The following is a 15,026-nucleotide window of genomic DNA, read 5'->3' on the forward strand; positions in this document are numbered from 1 at the left end:
TCAAGGACCCGAACTACCGCTACCAGTCGGCCGACGAGATGCGCGCCGACATCGAGGCCTGCCTGGACGGCCAGCCGGTCGCGGCGACCGCCGCGCTCGGCACCATCGGATACGGATACGGCGGCTCCACAAACAGCGCACCGACCGCGCTGCCGACGCTGCAGCAGCCGCGTCCCACACATGCCCAGCAGCAACAGTCTCGCCACGGCGACCACGGCGGCCGCCCGGGCGGCGCGGGCTTCGGCGCAGGGTCCACCGATCCGGCACCCGCCGGAGGCCGACGTCCATCCCTGGGCGCACTCATCGGCATAGGCGTGGCCGGCCTCGCTCTGATCGGCATTGCCGTGGGCACCGCACTCGGCCTCGGCGGCAACGACCAGCAGCCAGCCGCCGACACCTCCGCCATCTCCGACAGCGGCCAGTTGGGGACAGACGCTGCGCAGGCCCAAGCGAAGTCGCTCGACGCGCTGCTGAAGTCGAGCAACAGCAGCCGCACCACGGTGATCAACGCGGTCGCCTCCGTCAAACAATGCAGCAACCTCGCTAGTTCAGCGACCGACCTGCGCACCGCCGCGCGCCAGCGCGACGACCTGGTCACCAAACTCTCCCAGCTCACCGTCGACAAACTACCCAACCACAGGGAACTGGTGGCCCAACTCACCACGGCCTGGAAGGCGTCCGCCGCCGCCGACAACCACTACGCCGCCTGGGCCGACCAGGTCGCCGGCACGACGGGCTGCCCAAACGGCCAGGCGAAGAACACCAGACAGACCCTCCGGGGCAACGCGGCCAGCGAGCAGGCGACCCTCGCCAAGAAGAAGGCCGCCACCCTGTGGAACCCCATAGCACGCCAGTACGACCTCCCGCAGCGCCAGTTCACCCAGCTCTGAGCGAAATCCCGCGCCGATCACTACATTCCAAGTCTTGGAAACGCGCATGACGGACGCGACTTCTGCAACGGTCAGAAACACGACCTCGTTCAACGGATGCAGCGTGGACGGCCTGTTCGGCACAGGCGATGCGGTGATGTCCTCCCAGCCCGCGGTGCTGTCATCGGCGGGCTCACCCAGCATGCGGAGTAGTTGCTCCTTGCGTTCCGCCAGGCTCTCTCGGTCGATTTCCGACGAGTGACGGGCGAGCGGCTGAGTCTGGCCGCAGCGGCGGTCCGTGCATTTGGGAGCCACCAATCGTCGCCCCGGATCCGCGAGGCCGACCTCCGGTTCGCGCAGCGCGGCCGGGTTCGCGCGGCGCGGCCGGGTTCGCGCGGCGCGGCGGAGTGAACCCGACAGCGCGGGCTTGCCCAAGGCCGTCCTGGGCTTGCCCGCGCCACCGGCCGAGGCTTGCCCTGGGTCAGGTGCGGAAGTGCGAGAACCAGCCGCCGGCTTTCTGCTCGGGCACAACCTGGTCCTGCTCCTGGCGCTCGTGCTCGTCCCGGCTCGCGGCCTCGATGGCCTTGTCCTCGCACCCGTCGCACAACGTCGGATGCCACCGTAGCCCCGGCTTCGGGTACGCCACCGTCGCCTCCCATCGGTCGTCGGTGAACTTCGCCCCGCAGTTGGCGCAGACAGGACGGCGGGCACCTCGTCCGCTCCACCACCTGCCCGGTGTTCCGCAGCCCTCCAGCCGAAAGACTTCACCACCGCGACCGCCTCGCCCGGCGGAAGCAGGCGCCTTGCCCGTGGAGCCCTCCGGCAGCTCGTCATCGACCACCTCAGCGCCTACCCCGGTGAGTCCTTCACCGCCACGAGGATCAGCCGTGTGATCGACCGTTCGTCCGGTGCCGTCGCCAATGCGCTCGCTGGTCAAGGACGGCGTCGCCGAGCAGATGAGCGACCGACCGCGCACTTACCGCATGGCGACGCCGGACGGCAAGGCGTAGCCGCTCAATAGCAGCCAACCGGGGTTGGTCTCCATGAGAGTTGGGAGCCAGTCCCGGCTGGCTCTGCTCAGGGAGAAGAACCCGCGTCCGTTCGTTCCCACCTGCTGGGGGCGATATATGCACCGCTGCCAGCGTCGTTCCACAAGAGTGCGGAATCCCCAGAGCAGGGACGCGGTGTTGTCGCGGCATTTACGGAATGAGACTATTTGGCACCGGTCACTACGACCCCGACAACATGGAGCCTCCGCTACCTTGAAACCGCAGGTAGAGGGCCTGGTGTGACCGGTTCCCGGGGGGCTCCCGCAGAGCTGTCGCGACGCCTGTCAACACAGTCACCGTCGCATCCCTGGTCCTCTGGCGCCGTTCATGGTCGCCCTGGCGGGCGCTAGTTCCTCAGGCTCTGCGTGATTCGTAGGAACTCGGCGTCAGTCATGAACGGGTCGTCGGCCCAGAGGGTGATGGTGTATCCGTTCTGTGTCCACACTGCCGTCCACGTCCGTCCCGAGCCTTCTGTCTTCTGGATCCGGGCGGGATGACCGTTGACGGATATCAGGGTTCCCTGTGTGGGTGTGGTCTCGCCGGTGACCGCCGTGATGCTCACGGTTCCGGCTCGCCCTCCCTTGCCGAGGTTCCGTTGGTAGCTGTAGGTCCATGTGGGCTTGTCACCCCTGATGGGAGGCGCATTTCCGATCTTGCTCACCGCGATGACTTTCTCAGTACGAGTGAAGCCGGACGGCAGGTATCGGGGGTAGGGGAAGTGCGCGTCGTCGAAGGGGATGATGCGCGACCCGGTGACGGAGTCGGTGATCTCTCTGTCCCCCACCGGGCCATTGAGGGAGGTGCTGGCCAGTCCTTCGTGTGTGTCGCCGCACGAGTCGTTGACGCTGCGCGACGACTGCTGCTTCTCCTTCATTACCAGCGTGATGTCATGGGCGGATTCGTGGGCTTCGAGGCGGGGCCTGTCCTCGCAGTCCGTCCATGCAATGGGGGTGGTCAAGGTACGTCCGTGGTTACTCATGAGCACGTTTTCCAGCACGGCCGAGTCGTGACTGTACGAGTCGTCCCAGACCATCCAGCCGGTCACGGCTCCCGCGAGGCAGACCAACGCGACGCCGGCCCACACCACGCGGCGGAAGCGTCGGGAGTTCTTCAAGGGCACGGTCGCATACTCCGTTGTCTTCCGGTGGATGGCTGGCGTTAAAGCCTGCCATCGCGGAACCGAAGGGGGGAAGGGCGGGTGGGGTGCTCCACCCGCCCTCGTATCAGCCGGTGACAAGCGTCCAGTTCATGTCGTGCAGCGTCTGGTAGATCGGAACGTAGTAGAGCCCCAGGAAGCACCACGGCGTGCGGACGTGGCCGTCCGCCACGGTGGTTGCAGTTTCGTCTGCTGGGCAGGTGACCGTGGTATCGAAGGCAGTGAGTGTTCCGCGTGCCTCGTCGGCGGTGTAGTTGTTCACGCCGGCGAAGACGGGTGCGCCGCTGTCGCCGTTGACTCCTGCGATGCCGTCCGGAGTCAGTGAGGTGGCGTAAGCGAGATCGGTGATGGGCCGCCACCAACCGCCAACGCCGCTGGTTCCGATGTCAGTCTTTGCGATCTTGATGTTGCAGTGAACACCGCCGTTGGCGCCGTCCTCGCACACGTAGTCGCCGACGTTGTTGTGGCCCCAGCCGGTGACCGGCTTTGAGTAGTCGTAGGCCAGCTTCGCTGCCCCGTCGTACAGGTAGCCGCTGAGCTGGGGTTTCGGAAGGTCGATTCCCTGGACGTCGTCGGCCGTAGAGACCTCGAGGCCGTCGCTGCTGCCGACGGCGTCACCACCGGCATAGGTCCGCCAAAGGCCGTCGTTCCCGTTGCAGTGGGCGGCGGTGGTCAGCATGTTCTGACCCTTTTCGTTCTTGATGCCGAAGCCACTGGAGCAGATACCGCCGGTGGGATTCTTCAGCGCGGAACCTCCGGTCCACGGGGCGAAGTCCGTCTGCCTGGTGATCTCCGATGCGTTGGGGTGTGCGGCGGCAGGACGGCTGACCGGGGCCGCGGGTGTTGCGGCCTCTGCGGGCGGAGCCTTGTAGCTCACGGTGGTGTTGATGCCCGTCAACCGGCCGGTGAGGGCCTTGACCTCGCGCGAGCGGTCCTTGCGGACAGCGGGTGCGAGGGGATCCCTTGGGGTGGCCGTGCCCGGACCGAGGGCATCGGCATAAGTAATGTCGAGGCCGTTTCCGTCCACGGCCGGGCCGATGCTGGTGATGCGGATGGGGGTCGACACGCCAGCGACACGCAGCATCACGGGCTTCCCGCCGCGCAGGAGCTTGTTCCGGGCCGCGTGCAGATCGGCCTTGGAGTAGCGGGCCGGAAGGACCGAAGCAGTCACGCCCTTGGGCAGGTGAGCAAGGATACGCTGCACACGCTGCGGCGGGGAGCCCTTCCAGTGCAGGCGCAGGCCGTTGTGGTCGGGGTCAACTTCGATTTCCGTGAAGCCCGGAATCCTGGCCCGGTCCGATTCGGAGAGCCCTTCAGTGATCTGCCCGGCGACCTTGTCGAGCACTTCCTGCTTCTTCTCGATCGCGATGAGACGCGGATCCGTGACAGGGCGGGCTTCGCCGGCGACGGCTGCTGCCTTGGCCGCCGCGCCGCCGGGCGCTTGGACCGACGCGCCCGCGGAGGGGGAAGCGATGAAGGGAAGGGAGAGGGCCAGCGCCGCGACGGGGATGGCTGTCGCCGCCCGTCTGCGGCTTCTGCCGGTGTCCTTCACAAGACCTCATTTCATCGATTGCGCAATTGACGTGACCATGATCTCCAGCGGTGATCTTGGGAGCTAGGTGAAATTGAGACAGGTGAAGTAGATCGCCCGATGGAGCCGGACGGTTCGCGGGTTCCTGCTCGTTACCCGTAAGCCTTCTTGAACGCGTCCATGCCCGGCTGCACGTCAGTAGCGGCCTTCTCGTACCAGGCGCGGAACGCGGGGAAGCTGTCAGCGCTGCCACGGTTGAGGATGACGGTCACACCGTTGTTGAACTCCTGCTGGTCGTACGCATCGTCGGCGCGGAGGACCGCTGCGGCCTTCTTCCGGGCCTCGGCGCCGTCCTGCGCGGTCGCGGCCATCGACGGACCACCCAGGCGCAGCACGTCGGCCATCAGGCACTGGTCCTGGCGCAACTGCTCCGCGGCGGTGTCCTTGTACCAGGGGTAGGAATCATCGACCGGGTCGCCGCCGAGGCTGGTCGGGCCGGGCTGAACCGCCAGGCCCGCCAGGACGGACAGCGCGGCCACCGAGGTGACGGCAGTGGTGAGCTTTCGTGATCTTCGTGATCCAGGCAGGCGAAACCATGATCTGGGGTGCAAGATGCATCCCTTTCTTCATTCATGGGGGGGTGGCTGGCCGGGAGAACGCCGACTTCCTGCGCCGCTCCGAGGAGGAGCAGCGCAGGGCCGCCCAGTTCTACCGCGCCGTGCGGGACGCGGCACGCCGTGAGGTGCCGCTGCTGACCGCCGGCCACACCACCGCGGGCAGGCCGCGAAGGCGCTCGCTGACCGGCTGGCCGCCGAGCACCAGCTCACGTACGTCATCTACCGGGGTGGTGCCCGGATGCCGGTGCGGGCCTGGGCGGAGGCCGCGACCCTCGCAGGAGCGCCGTCGCCTACAACGCGGGCACCCTTAATCGGGCCCGCGAAGCCGGGGTGCGGTTCATGGAGGTGTTCGACGGCGCCGACTGCGGTTGGACCAGCCACAAGGATCCCGACAAGGCCGGGGGGACGCTGCGGGCGGTGGAGAAGGCCGCTCAGTGGCCGATTTCCCACCCGCGCTGCAGGCGGGCGTTCGGGGCGCGGCCGGACGTCACTGCGGGCAACTAAGGCCGCTGCTCGGGGAGATGGTCCTGCACCGTCACCCAGACATCGTTGCGCTGCACCGCTATGCTTGGCCGGTTTCGTCTACTACCTTCACCTCTGCGTCAGTGAGGGAGTTACGCTGTATGACCGCGCAGGGCAGGCTGTCTTCTACGGATCGCGCTCGGCTGGAGAGGCTGCTCGCCTCATGGCGGGACTCGCTCATCGACCTGAGCTTCCGTAACCGGCTACTCAACTACCAGCGCCGCCCTTCGTCCGCGGGTATGGATGTGGTCGAGCCCGGGTTGTCCACGGTGCTGGAAGGGCTTTCCCGTGGCTGTGCCTTTGCTGATGTGCGCGGCGATGGGCCGGAGGACGGGTTGGTGCCGGACACCATGGTGCTCCCAGTCGGTTCCACTGCTGGCGCCCGGTCGATTGACACTCCCGCGTCCCGGGCAGGCGTCGGCAGCAAACGCCCCGCTGTGAAGATCACCACGTCTAAGGCCACGCAGGCTGAACAGGACCGGCATCTGCGTCGCCTCGCCCTGGTCGCGCGGGAGAAATACAACGACTACGGACTGTGGGTGCTTCACCTCGGTGTGGGCTTTCTGGACTGGACGCCGGCCCCGTCTGCCGAGAAGAGCTTCAGTTCGCCGTTGGTGATGGTGCCGGTCGTGCTGGAACGGCGGCGCGGGGACTCGTACGTCCTGAAGGCCAACACAGATGAGGAGCCGGCTCTCAACCCGGCCCTCGCCATCAAAATGGGCGAGTTGGGCGTTGACTGGCCGCGTGTTGAGCAGTTGGAACAAAGTGAGATCCCCGCCCTGATCGCGAAGGTCCGGCGTGTGGTGGCGGGCATGCGCGGCTGGAAGGTCACCAATCGGGTCGTGCTGGATACGTTCAACTCGAGCAAGGAGGTCATGTATCGGGACCTCCTTGACAATGCAGGCCGGGTGCAGGCCAGCGCGCTCGTGCGCGCCATTGGACTGGGAGCCGACTCTGGCATCGCGCCTGGGACCTTTGCCTTCGAACCGGCGTCTATCGATCGTATCGACGAGATCCAGCCGCCGGAAAATGCCCCGTTGGTTCTCGATGCGGACTCTTCCCAGCGGCAGTGCGTTGCTGCTGCGATCGAGGGCCGCAGCTTCGTGATGGACGGGCCGCCCGGCACCGGCAAGAGCCAGACGATCACCAATATGATCGCGGGCTTGTTGGAGAAGGGCCGTACCGTGCTGTTCGTCAGCGAGAAGGCGGCTGCCCTGGACGTGGTCCGCAACCGGCTGAGTGACGTCGGTCTCGATGACTACGTCCTGGCCTTGCACAGCAACAGCACGGGCCGGAAGCAGGTGGCGCAGGAACTCGGTCGGGCGTTGCAAGCGCCTCGCCGCACCTTGTCGGGCGGCGCCCGGGCGGACCTTCAGCGTGCTCGCCAACTGCGCCAGGAGCTCTCGGGGTACGCAGCGGCGATGAACGAGCCCCGGTCCGGGCTCGGTATGAGCCTGCACGACGTCCTGGGCAGGATTTCACTGCTGGACAGTTCTCATCCACTGCCTGCGAGCCCGGCCTTCGACGCGGCGGCGCTCACCGGCGAGGGACTCGACCAGGCGATTGTGGCAGCCCGCCAGGTCAGCAGGTCGTGGCGCCCGGCTTTGGAAGGCACGGCGTTCTCCTGGTACGGGCTGACAGACGCTGGTAACCCGCTGCAGACGCTCGACCTCGCCACCGAAGCCCTCAGCGAACTCGATACGAGGCTGCTGCCACACACAGATCTCCTCGCTGAGCTTGCTTGGGAGGGAGTGCGTGACACCGTTCGGTTGACCGCTCTACTCCAGGTCGCGGGCGTTCGGCCGAGACTGCCGTACCCCTGGCTGACTGCCAACTACCAAGCCGTGACCACAGGGGTGACGGGCTTCCAACGCCGTCTCGAGAAGGTGATCGAAGCCGAACGGTCGGCGGAACTGACACTCGGTACGGCATGGGATCGATTGCCGGTCGAGGCGGATCCCACGGCGAGCGTGGAGGAGACCGCGTTGTCGGCTCTGCTGCCCGCGGCCATCGATATCAGCGTGCTCACTGCTGACGCGGCCCGTGAGCTCGGTGACCGCCTTGAGGCAGACGCCGTGGCACTTGAGGAGGCGGTCCAGTCGCTGGGGGCCGTTGCCGCGATGTACGGCGTGCCTGCCCCCGCGTCCTACGACGATGCCCTTCGTTTGGGCCGCCTCGCCACTCTTGCCGGACACCCCGACGATGCCAAACCGCTGCCCGCATGGCTCACCCGTGAGGGAGCGGCCGACGCCAGGACCGCGGCGCAGGTCCTGCGTGAAGCGGTGACGCGGCTGCGTGAGGCTCGGGGGAAGGCCGAAGCGGTCTTCACGGAACGGGTGCTGCAGGAAGAGTCTCTCGATGAGGTCACGCACCGGTTTGCCACCGTTCACCGTTCCTTCACCGGGAGACTGTCCGCAGCATGCCGGGCTGACCGCCGGTTGGTCCGGTCGCTTCTGCCTGAGGGCGGTAAATGCAGCAAGGCGGTTGTGGCCGCGCTGCCGGACGCAGTGGTTTGGCAGCAGGCGGCACGGACACTGAATGCTGAGGCCGGTCGCCATGCATCTGTGCTTGGCCGGCACTGGCGGGGCGAGGACACCGACTTTGATGGCCTGGGCTCCCTCATCGCACGAGCCGACGACATCCTCAGGCTGGCTCCCCGAGTGATGAACCAGGACGCGCTGGCGCGCGAGGTGGCTTCCGGGGGGCAACCGCGCCCTGCCGCGAGGAACACCGCAGAACGGGCAGCGGCCCGGCTGACGCAGTGGCGAGACTCTCTGGTGCTTCCACCCGCGCCTGGACCATCGTACGAATTGGAAGCGGGAAGCCTCGCAGCTGCTGCGAAGTGGAGCCGTGCGCATGTTGCACCTCTGCGAGCGGCCGAGCGGCTGATCCGGATGGTAGAGGAAACCGCCGCCGCGAGCGGTGGAGCAATCGCGACGGCGGGCCCTTGGACTCTCGCCGCAGCACGGGCCGGCGTGCATGCCGTACGGGCAGCGCATGCCGCTGCGGTGGAGTTCGAGTCCAGAGCGGAGGATGACCGGGCACTGCTCGGGGACCTCTACACAGGTCGGAGCACGAGCGCATCCGACCTGACTGCTGCCCTCGACTGGATCACTACTCTGCGTAAAGCATGCGGGCTTCAGAGCACGGCGTCGCTGAGTGCGTCGGCCGCCAAGATCCTCTATCACGCGGAAGCCGACACCGGGCTGGAAGCCGCTGCGGGCGCCTGGGCACGGGCCAGAGAGGCATTGGCAGATCTGTTTCGTCCGGAACGTGCGGAGCAACTCCGTAGGTCGCTCTCCCGCGGCCAGGATGCGGCCCTGAGCGTGCTCGCGGTCCTGGACGGCGATCGGGGCGGTCCTGACGAGTGGCGTGCCTACGACAAAGGCCGCCGTGCCCTCGACGATCTGGGCCTGGACGATCTGGTGGACCGGGCGGTGCGTCGCGGGGTTGCTCCGGCCGACTTCCCGGCGCTGGTCGAACGCGCGGCTCTGCGTGCCTGGGCTGATCTCCAGCTGTCCGGTGATCCACGGCTGGGAACCCCTCGATCAGCGGACCGCGATGACCTGGTGGCCGGCTTCCGGGAATTGGACGCAAGACTAGCCAACCACGCCCGTGCGCGCGTCATCGAGACGTGTGACGCCCGCCGCCCGCGGACCATGGACACACGGGGTGCGGCGTTGCTCAGACGAGAGGGCGAGAAGAAGAGTCGGCACAAGCCGGTGCGGGAGCTCCTGGAGGCCGCCAGGGAGACGGTGCCGCTGATCAAGCCGTGCTTCATGATGAGCCCGCTTACGGTCAGCCGGTTTTTGCCGCCCGACCTCGTCTTCGATGTGGTGATCTTCGACGAGGCGTCGCAGGTGCTGCCGCAGGACGCCATCAACTGCGTCTACCGTGGTCGGGCGCTGATCGTGGCTGGTGACCAGAAGCAGCTCCCGCCCACCGAGTTCTTCTCCTCGACGGGTGATGACGAGGAGGATAGCGATGACGATGAGGCGCCCGATCAGTTCCGCTCGGTGCTGGATCTGTGCAAGGCGAGCGGGCTGCTGGCCAGTTTGTCGCTGTGCTGGCACTACCGCAGCCGACACGAGGACCTGATCGCGTTCAGCAACCGGGAGTTTTACGACGAGTCGATGACCACGTTCCCGGGGGCTCATGCCGAAGGTCCGGATGTCGGCGTCGCCTTCTATCGCGCCAGAGAAGGCGTCTACCGTCCCGGGTCGGCCGCTCGGAACAACCCTGGGGAAGCTGAGGAGGTGGCCCGCCGGGTTATCCACCACTTCAGTACGCGCAAGGGGAGGTCGCTGGGTGTGGTCGCGCTGTCCCAGCCGCAGGCCGTGGCGATCCAGGACGCCGTGGACGTGGCACGCCGGAGTCGGCCCGACCTCGATGAGTGCTTCTCCGAGGACCGCCTGAACGGCTTCTTCGTCAAGAATCTGGAGAGCGTGCAGGGCGACGAACGGGACGTCATGATCCTTTCCGTCGGGTACGGCCGTGACGCCCAAGGCAAGTTCTCGAAGAACTTCGGCCCCATGAACAAGGTGGATGGCTGGCGTCGTCTGAACGTCGCCGTGACGCGGGCACGCTACCGCGTGGAGGTCGTGGCCTCGTTCGACCCGGGCGAGTTGGGGAATACGGGCAGCAAGAGTTTCCGGTACTTCTCCCGCTACCTGCGGTACGCGCAGAGTGGTCCGTCTGCGCTTTCCGAGGAGACGGTGGACCCGCAAGCCCAGCCGGAGAGCCCGTTCGAGGAATCCGTACTGGCGGTGCTGCGGGGCTGGGGCTATGACGTGCAGCCTCAGGTTGGCGTCGCCGGCTACCGCATTGACCTGGGGGTCCGGCATCCGCGCTGGCCGGGCCTGTACGCATTGGGGGTGGAGTGCGATGGCACCATGTACCACTCTTCGAAGGCAGCCCGTGACCGTGACCGGTTGCGCGAAGGAGTGCTGCGGGGACTTGGCTGGGAGCTGCACCGGATCTGGGGCACCGACTGGTACCGCGACCGGTCCGGTGCCGAGGCCCGGCTGCGCGATGCCGTCGAACGTGCGGTAGACCTCGTCGGTACGAGTCCCAACGCCCTGGGCGCCGGCGAGGGGGACGCGGCGGAACCGGAAGTGTCGACGTCACGAGCCGAGTCACGGAGCGGGCCTGCGCGGGGGCCCTCCGCGGGTAGGGGTGCCGGAAACCGGACCGCTCCCGTTTCCGCTTCCGCCGCGCGGCAGCGCAGAACCGTGCCGACTCCGCGGCGCAGTGAGCCCCCTTCTGCCACCATCTACCCGGTGACAGCGTTGGCCAGGACATCCTGGCAACGTGCCGAGAACGAGTTGTCCCAGATACGCGAGTACCTGCAGCAGCCGGAGCCCCTGGATACCGCCGCCGATTACCGGGTCCGTGCCGATAACCGGCGCAAATGGGAAAAGCGGCGCGAACAGCTCCGGGAGCGTGCCACCTTCCTGGAGGACTTCCTCAGGGCAACTCCTGCCGCCCCTCGCACATCCGGGGAAGCGACGGTCGCCCCCGGTCGCCTGGTGGGTTTGACTTTCGGTGGTTCCACGGATGTCGAGGAATACGAGATCACCTCCCAGAGCCCTGTCGCGGAGGAGGGCCAGGCACTTAGCCCGTTCACGCCACTCGCAGCCGCCCTGCTCTGGCTCAAGGCCGGCGTTGCGGTGGAGTACGAGGACGGCTCAGGGAAGCGCCGCACCGTCCACATACGACACGTTCGAGACTGAACGGAACCGTCAGGTCACCGGCCGGAGCCAGACGCAGAGAAGCGACCTGGCCACTGGCCGAACGGTGACGTCGGGGTCTGTCGACGGTGCCCGGATGCCGGTGCAGGCGTGGGTGGAAGCGGCCACCCTCGCCAAGAGCGCGGTCGCCTACAACGCGGGCACCCCCAACCGGGCGCGGGAAGCCGGCGTGCAGTTCATGGAGGTCTTCGACGGCGCCGGGTGTGGGTGGACCAGCCATCAAGACCCCGACAAGGCCAGCGGGACGCTCCGGACGGTCGAGGAGGCCGCGACGTGGCCGATCTCTCACCCGCGCTGCACGCGCGCCTTCGGGCCCCGTCCTGACCACGTGCCTGAGGTATAAGTGCTCTCACGTGGTGGGAGGGCGGGGGCGATGGTCGAGATATCTCTCCTGGGCTCGGTGGGGCCCGCGCAGAGTGATGAGCTGGTGCACTTCACCAGCAGGGGCAGGGAGCCGGGGCCGGGCGCTACGCCCGACGTTCGGGCGATGACTGCCAGCCAGCGGCTGGACTCGATACTGGGCAGCGAGACCCTGCGTACCTTCGCTCCCTACGGAGTGGCACGCGCTTGTGCCTGCTTCTCCGAGAGCCCCGCCAACCACCTCGCTCACCTCATCGTTGACCGACAGTTCGAGCCCTGGGGAATCGTGGCCACACGGGACGGCTTGCTAGCCGCTGGCGGTGGGGCGGTCGCGTACGTGCCGGACGAGGTCTACAACCAGCTCCGTGCCGCCGGGTTGGAGCACTGGGCGGTGCGAACCGGCGCCGGCTCCACCTGGATGCACGAACGGGAGTGGCGGGTGCCCGCCCCCGACGGGACTGCTGGCATGCAGCTGTACAGCCTCAGGGCTGTCCTCGTTGGCGACCGGGACTGGCGTCCGTCCCCTGTCCGCACAGGCCTGTCGATGCACATGGACCAGGGAACGCTGTGCGAGGGGTGTCCGGATCCCTTCTGCGAGGAGATGACGGACCTACCGCGCCTGTGGCTGCAGAGCGAGATATGGGTCTGGGACCCGGTAACCCGGCAAGTAGAGCTGTATCCGCCTGGCGCACTTCGTTGAGTCAGTCGCGCGTGGAGCCCTCGGGCCACACGATCTGCACGGGCACGCCGACACGGCGGGCGTAGGCGACGACGTCGGCGGTGCCGCCGTACCCGCGGGCCGGTCGCCCGTCCCACACGGCGATCACCTGGTCCGCGAGGCCCACCACGATTTCGCTGCCCGCCTGATGGGCCTGCGACGTCGATTCCTGCATGCCGGTGTGGTGGACGTCGATGGCGCGTGCCATCAGGTCGTCGTATACGGGGTGGTGCCAGTCGGGCAGGCTGTCGCGGTACTCGGCTGCGGGGATGACGACCTCCGGGCGGCCGCCGTGTGCGAGGACGGCGTCAGCGAACCAGGAGTCGGGGCCGTCGGCGATGCAGCTGATGGCCACCAGGTCCTCGGCGTCGTAGGCTTCGACGACCTTGGCGAGGTCGGCGCGGACTTGGGCTTCGACCTCGGGTGACAGCCCCCGGTGGCCCGTGATGCCCAGGCGCATGCTGGCTTCTCCCTTACAGGTAGGTGTCGTGCAGCAGGGTGTCGAAGTCGCGGACGATACCGGGCGGTGTCAGCGAGGTGTAGGTGCGGCGGAAGGCGCGGGCGCGCTCGACGACGCGCCCGGACCGCAGCCGCATCCCGTCGTGGACGGCGCGGGTGGCGAGGGCGAACGCGGAGTCGATACGGCCGGTTCTGAAGTGGCCGGTGGCGACGTCGAGGGTGAGTAGCGCCCGCTGCTTTTCGTGGCCGGAGGACAGCACCGCGGCGACTTCGGACGAGGTCAGTGTCCACCGGGAGCGGCCCAGGCGGGCCCCGCACACCACTCGGCAGGAGGCCACCTTCCGCTCGTCGAAGGAGAACACCCACGGCCAGGGCGGCGGGTCTTCGCGGGGCACGCGCGCGGTGTGCTGCTCGCAGGAGCGCAGGGCGCGTTCGGTGGCGCGCTCGTCGCCGGCGGTGGCGTGCGCGACGGCTTCGATGGAGGCGAACCAGGCGGCGGCGATGGCGGGCAGGTCCGGGCCGAGCTGTCGGCGGGCCCCGCCCCGAGCGGGGACGTCGGGGACCGGCGGTGCGGTGTTGTCCGGGTCAGGGGTGGTGCGCCGCACAGCCACCGCGAGCAGGCCCATGCGAGCCGGAAGGAGCAGCCAGTCGAGTGCCTGAAGACAGCTCGTCGTGCGCGTACAGGCCAGCACCTCTACGGCGGCCTCGGTCACGCCCTGGGCGAGTGCAGGTACGTCCAAGTTGCCACAGTCCTCGGCCGACATGTGGTCGACCGCACGGGTCAGCAGCGCGGCGAGCGGCGGGGCCTGACCGTTGTCGACGGCCGTGAGGAATGCGTGGGCGCGGCGGAGGAGCTGGTGCACGAACGGGTGGTTCTGTGGGGCTGCGGGAGCGGGCATGGTGAAGGGGCCTTCGGTGGGAGGCGGGCCGGTGTCATGTCGCCGGCCCGCGGTGCGGAAATCGCGCAGGGGTGGGGCGGGGGCCCGGGCGTGGGCCCTCGCATGGTCAACTGCGGCCGGTCACGTATCCGGTATGCCGTACAGCGACCTGGTAGCTCGCCAAGACGAGGGCGAGCTGGCTCATCTGTTGGGTGAAGCGTGCGGCGTGCAGGTCGGTGGTGTGGCCGACGCTGGCGAGGAGTCCGGTGACCGGGACGAAGCCCGGGTCCATGTGGGGGTCGCAGAGGTCGCTGAGGCGGTCGCGGACGTGGGTGGCGTGGCGGCGAAGTTTGCCGTGCAGCCGGTCAGCTTCGGCGGCTGTATTGAGGACCAGGTCGGCCAGTTCGCCCAGAGCGGTGCCGCGTTCGTGACGCTCGCGGAGGAGGCGTTGGTATCCGTCCTCGCCGAGGGCAGTGAGCAGAGTCTCGTGCCCGGGGGAACGCCTGGCGTCGGTGGCCTTGCCAGGTGACGACGAGGCCCTGTGGGTCCGGGCAGCGGTGCCACGGATGCGGCTGATGCGGTTGGTCATGACTCGCGGTCCTTTCCTGTTGAGGGTGCGATGGTGGGGGTGTCAGCGGCTTTCGCCGTAGCGGCAGGTGCTGGTATGGCCTTCGTCGACCCCGAAGGTGTCAGGCACCGTGTCCACCTCCGGGATGTCACCGGGCCTGAGCGGCGGGCGAGCCAAATGTGTGCCGAGGTCGGCGAGGTGCCGGACCAAGGCGAGAGGGACTTGACCGGAGCATTCGGGGCAGGGGCCGAGGAGTTCGAAGGGTTCGTCGTCGTAGATCGGGAAGCGGGCGAGGAAGACGTACTGCTCGTTTGTGTCGGGGCAGGTGGCGGTGGCCAGGACCGGCTCGCCCGGGATGGTGCGGCGGCGCAGCCAGTCCGGCGCGGTGGTGATCTGGTCCAGGCCGAGGCCGAGAGCGGCAGCCAGTCGGACGGCGGTGCGGGCGTGCTTCTCGCCCCGGTAGCGGCCGTGCGGGCTGACGGCGGTGTTGTGCCGGATGAACGCGGCGGCGGCGTGGGCGCGTTCGGCGAGTGACGTCATCGGGGGACT

At 68.0% G+C, this 15,026-nt stretch carries 12 protein-coding genes and 2 pseudogenes; 5 read left to right on the forward strand and 9 right to left on the reverse strand.

Features of this window, described 5'->3' with window-relative positions; all coding sequences use genetic code 11:
• Positions 1-890, forward strand: a pseudogene (locus ACFYZB_RS39685) (hypothetical protein); the annotation flags it as partial.
• A 33-nt stretch (positions 891-923) separates the two neighbouring features.
• On the opposite strand, the pseudogene ACFYZB_RS39690 reads toward ACFYZB_RS39685, so the two are convergent.
• The 5 genes and pseudogenes from ACFYZB_RS39690 to ACFYZB_RS39710 form a co-directional block, all read right to left on the reverse strand.
• Positions 924-992 (reverse strand): annotated as a pseudogene (locus ACFYZB_RS39690) (transcriptional regulator); the annotation flags it as partial.
• A gap of 358 nt (positions 993-1,350) precedes the next feature.
• Positions 1,351-1,515: a hypothetical protein gene (locus ACFYZB_RS39695; protein WP_388766722.1), complete on the reverse strand. Its 165-nt coding sequence runs from the start codon at positions 1,513-1,515 to the stop codon at positions 1,351-1,353.
• A gap of 749 nt (positions 1,516-2,264) precedes the next feature.
• Positions 2,265-3,038: a hypothetical protein gene (locus ACFYZB_RS39700; protein ID WP_388766724.1), complete on the reverse strand. Its 774-nt coding sequence runs from the start codon at positions 3,036-3,038 to the stop codon at positions 2,265-2,267.
• Positions 3,039-3,141: 103 nt separating this feature from the next.
• On the reverse strand, positions 3,142-4,626 hold the full coding sequence (locus tag ACFYZB_RS39705) for a hypothetical protein (protein ID WP_388766725.1): 1,485 nt from the start codon (positions 4,624-4,626) through the stop codon (positions 3,142-3,144).
• 131 nt (positions 4,627-4,757) lie between these two features.
• Positions 4,758-5,144, reverse strand: coding sequence for a hypothetical protein (locus ACFYZB_RS39710; RefSeq protein WP_388766726.1), 387 nt, complete (start codon positions 5,142-5,144; stop codon positions 4,758-4,760).
• A 417-nt stretch (positions 5,145-5,561) separates the two neighbouring features.
• Here ACFYZB_RS39710 and ACFYZB_RS39715 point away from each other — a divergent pair, with 417 nt between their 5' ends.
• The 4 genes from ACFYZB_RS39715 to ACFYZB_RS39730 all read left to right on the forward strand — a co-directional run bounded on the left by ACFYZB_RS39715 (position 5,562) and on the right by ACFYZB_RS39730 (position 12,554).
• On the forward strand, positions 5,562-5,726 hold the full coding sequence (locus tag ACFYZB_RS39715) for a hypothetical protein (protein ID WP_388766728.1): 165 nt from the start codon (positions 5,562-5,564) through the stop codon (positions 5,724-5,726).
• A gap of 119 nt (positions 5,727-5,845) precedes the next feature.
• Positions 5,846-11,476, forward strand: a complete 5,631-nt coding sequence (locus ACFYZB_RS39720) for a DUF4011 domain-containing protein (protein WP_388766729.1) — start codon at positions 5,846-5,848, stop codon at positions 11,474-11,476.
• Between the two features lie 94 nt (positions 11,477-11,570).
• A complete protein-coding gene (locus ACFYZB_RS39725; protein WP_388766730.1) occupies positions 11,571-11,837 on the forward strand; it encodes a hypothetical protein in 267 nt (88 codons plus the stop codon).
• 30 nt (positions 11,838-11,867) lie between these two features.
• Positions 11,868-12,554: a hypothetical protein gene (locus ACFYZB_RS39730; RefSeq protein WP_388766732.1), complete on the forward strand. Its 687-nt coding sequence runs from the start codon at positions 11,868-11,870 to the stop codon at positions 12,552-12,554.
• A gap of 1 nt (position 12,555) precedes the next feature.
• Here ACFYZB_RS39730 and ACFYZB_RS39735 read toward each other — a convergent pair whose 3' ends face one another.
• From ACFYZB_RS39735 to ACFYZB_RS39750, 4 genes are all read right to left on the reverse strand, one after another.
• A complete protein-coding gene (locus ACFYZB_RS39735; RefSeq protein ID WP_388766733.1) occupies positions 12,556-13,032 on the reverse strand; it encodes a hypothetical protein in 477 nt (158 codons plus the stop codon).
• Positions 13,033-13,045: 13 nt separating this feature from the next.
• Positions 13,046-13,930: a hypothetical protein gene (locus tag ACFYZB_RS39740; protein WP_388766735.1), complete on the reverse strand. Its 885-nt coding sequence runs from the start codon at positions 13,928-13,930 to the stop codon at positions 13,046-13,048.
• A 106-nt stretch (positions 13,931-14,036) separates the two neighbouring features.
• Complete coding sequence (locus ACFYZB_RS39745) at positions 14,037-14,498, reverse strand: hypothetical protein (RefSeq protein WP_388766737.1); 462 nt, start codon at positions 14,496-14,498, stop codon at positions 14,037-14,039.
• A 42-nt stretch (positions 14,499-14,540) separates the two neighbouring features.
• On the reverse strand, positions 14,541-15,017 hold the full coding sequence (locus ACFYZB_RS39750) for a hypothetical protein (protein ID WP_388766738.1): 477 nt from the start codon (positions 15,015-15,017) through the stop codon (positions 14,541-14,543).
• Between the last annotated feature and the right edge of the window lie 9 nt (positions 15,018-15,026).

Source organism: Streptomyces sp. NPDC001852 (assembly GCF_042891825.1).
Lineage (GTDB): Bacteria > Actinomycetota > Actinomycetes > Streptomycetales > Streptomycetaceae > Streptomyces.

Excerpts from the sequence above, each read along its gene's own strand:
- ACFYZB_RS39715 (WP_388766728.1), top strand. The coding sequence starts at position 5,562 with ATGGAGGTGTTCGACGGCGCCGACTGCGGTTGGACCAGCCACAAGGAT.
- ACFYZB_RS39720 (WP_388766729.1), top strand. The coding sequence starts at position 5,846 with ATGACCGCGCAGGGCAGGCTGTCTTCTACGGATCGCGCTCGGCTGGAG.
- ACFYZB_RS39725 (WP_388766730.1), top strand. The coding sequence starts at position 11,571 with ATGCCGGTGCAGGCGTGGGTGGAAGCGGCCACCCTCGCCAAGAGCGCG.
- ACFYZB_RS39730 (WP_388766732.1), top strand. The coding sequence starts at position 11,868 with ATGGTCGAGATATCTCTCCTGGGCTCGGTGGGGCCCGCGCAGAGTGAT.
- ACFYZB_RS39735 (WP_388766733.1), bottom strand. The coding sequence starts at position 13,032 with ATGCGCCTGGGCATCACGGGCCACCGGGGGCTGTCACCCGAGGTCGAA.
- ACFYZB_RS39740 (WP_388766735.1), bottom strand. The coding sequence starts at position 13,930 with ATGCCCGCTCCCGCAGCCCCACAGAACCACCCGTTCGTGCACCAGCTC.
- ACFYZB_RS39745 (WP_388766737.1), bottom strand. The coding sequence starts at position 14,498 with ATGACCAACCGCATCAGCCGCATCCGTGGCACCGCTGCCCGGACCCAC.
- ACFYZB_RS39750 (WP_388766738.1), bottom strand. The coding sequence starts at position 15,017 with ATGACGTCACTCGCCGAACGCGCCCACGCCGCCGCCGCGTTCATCCGG.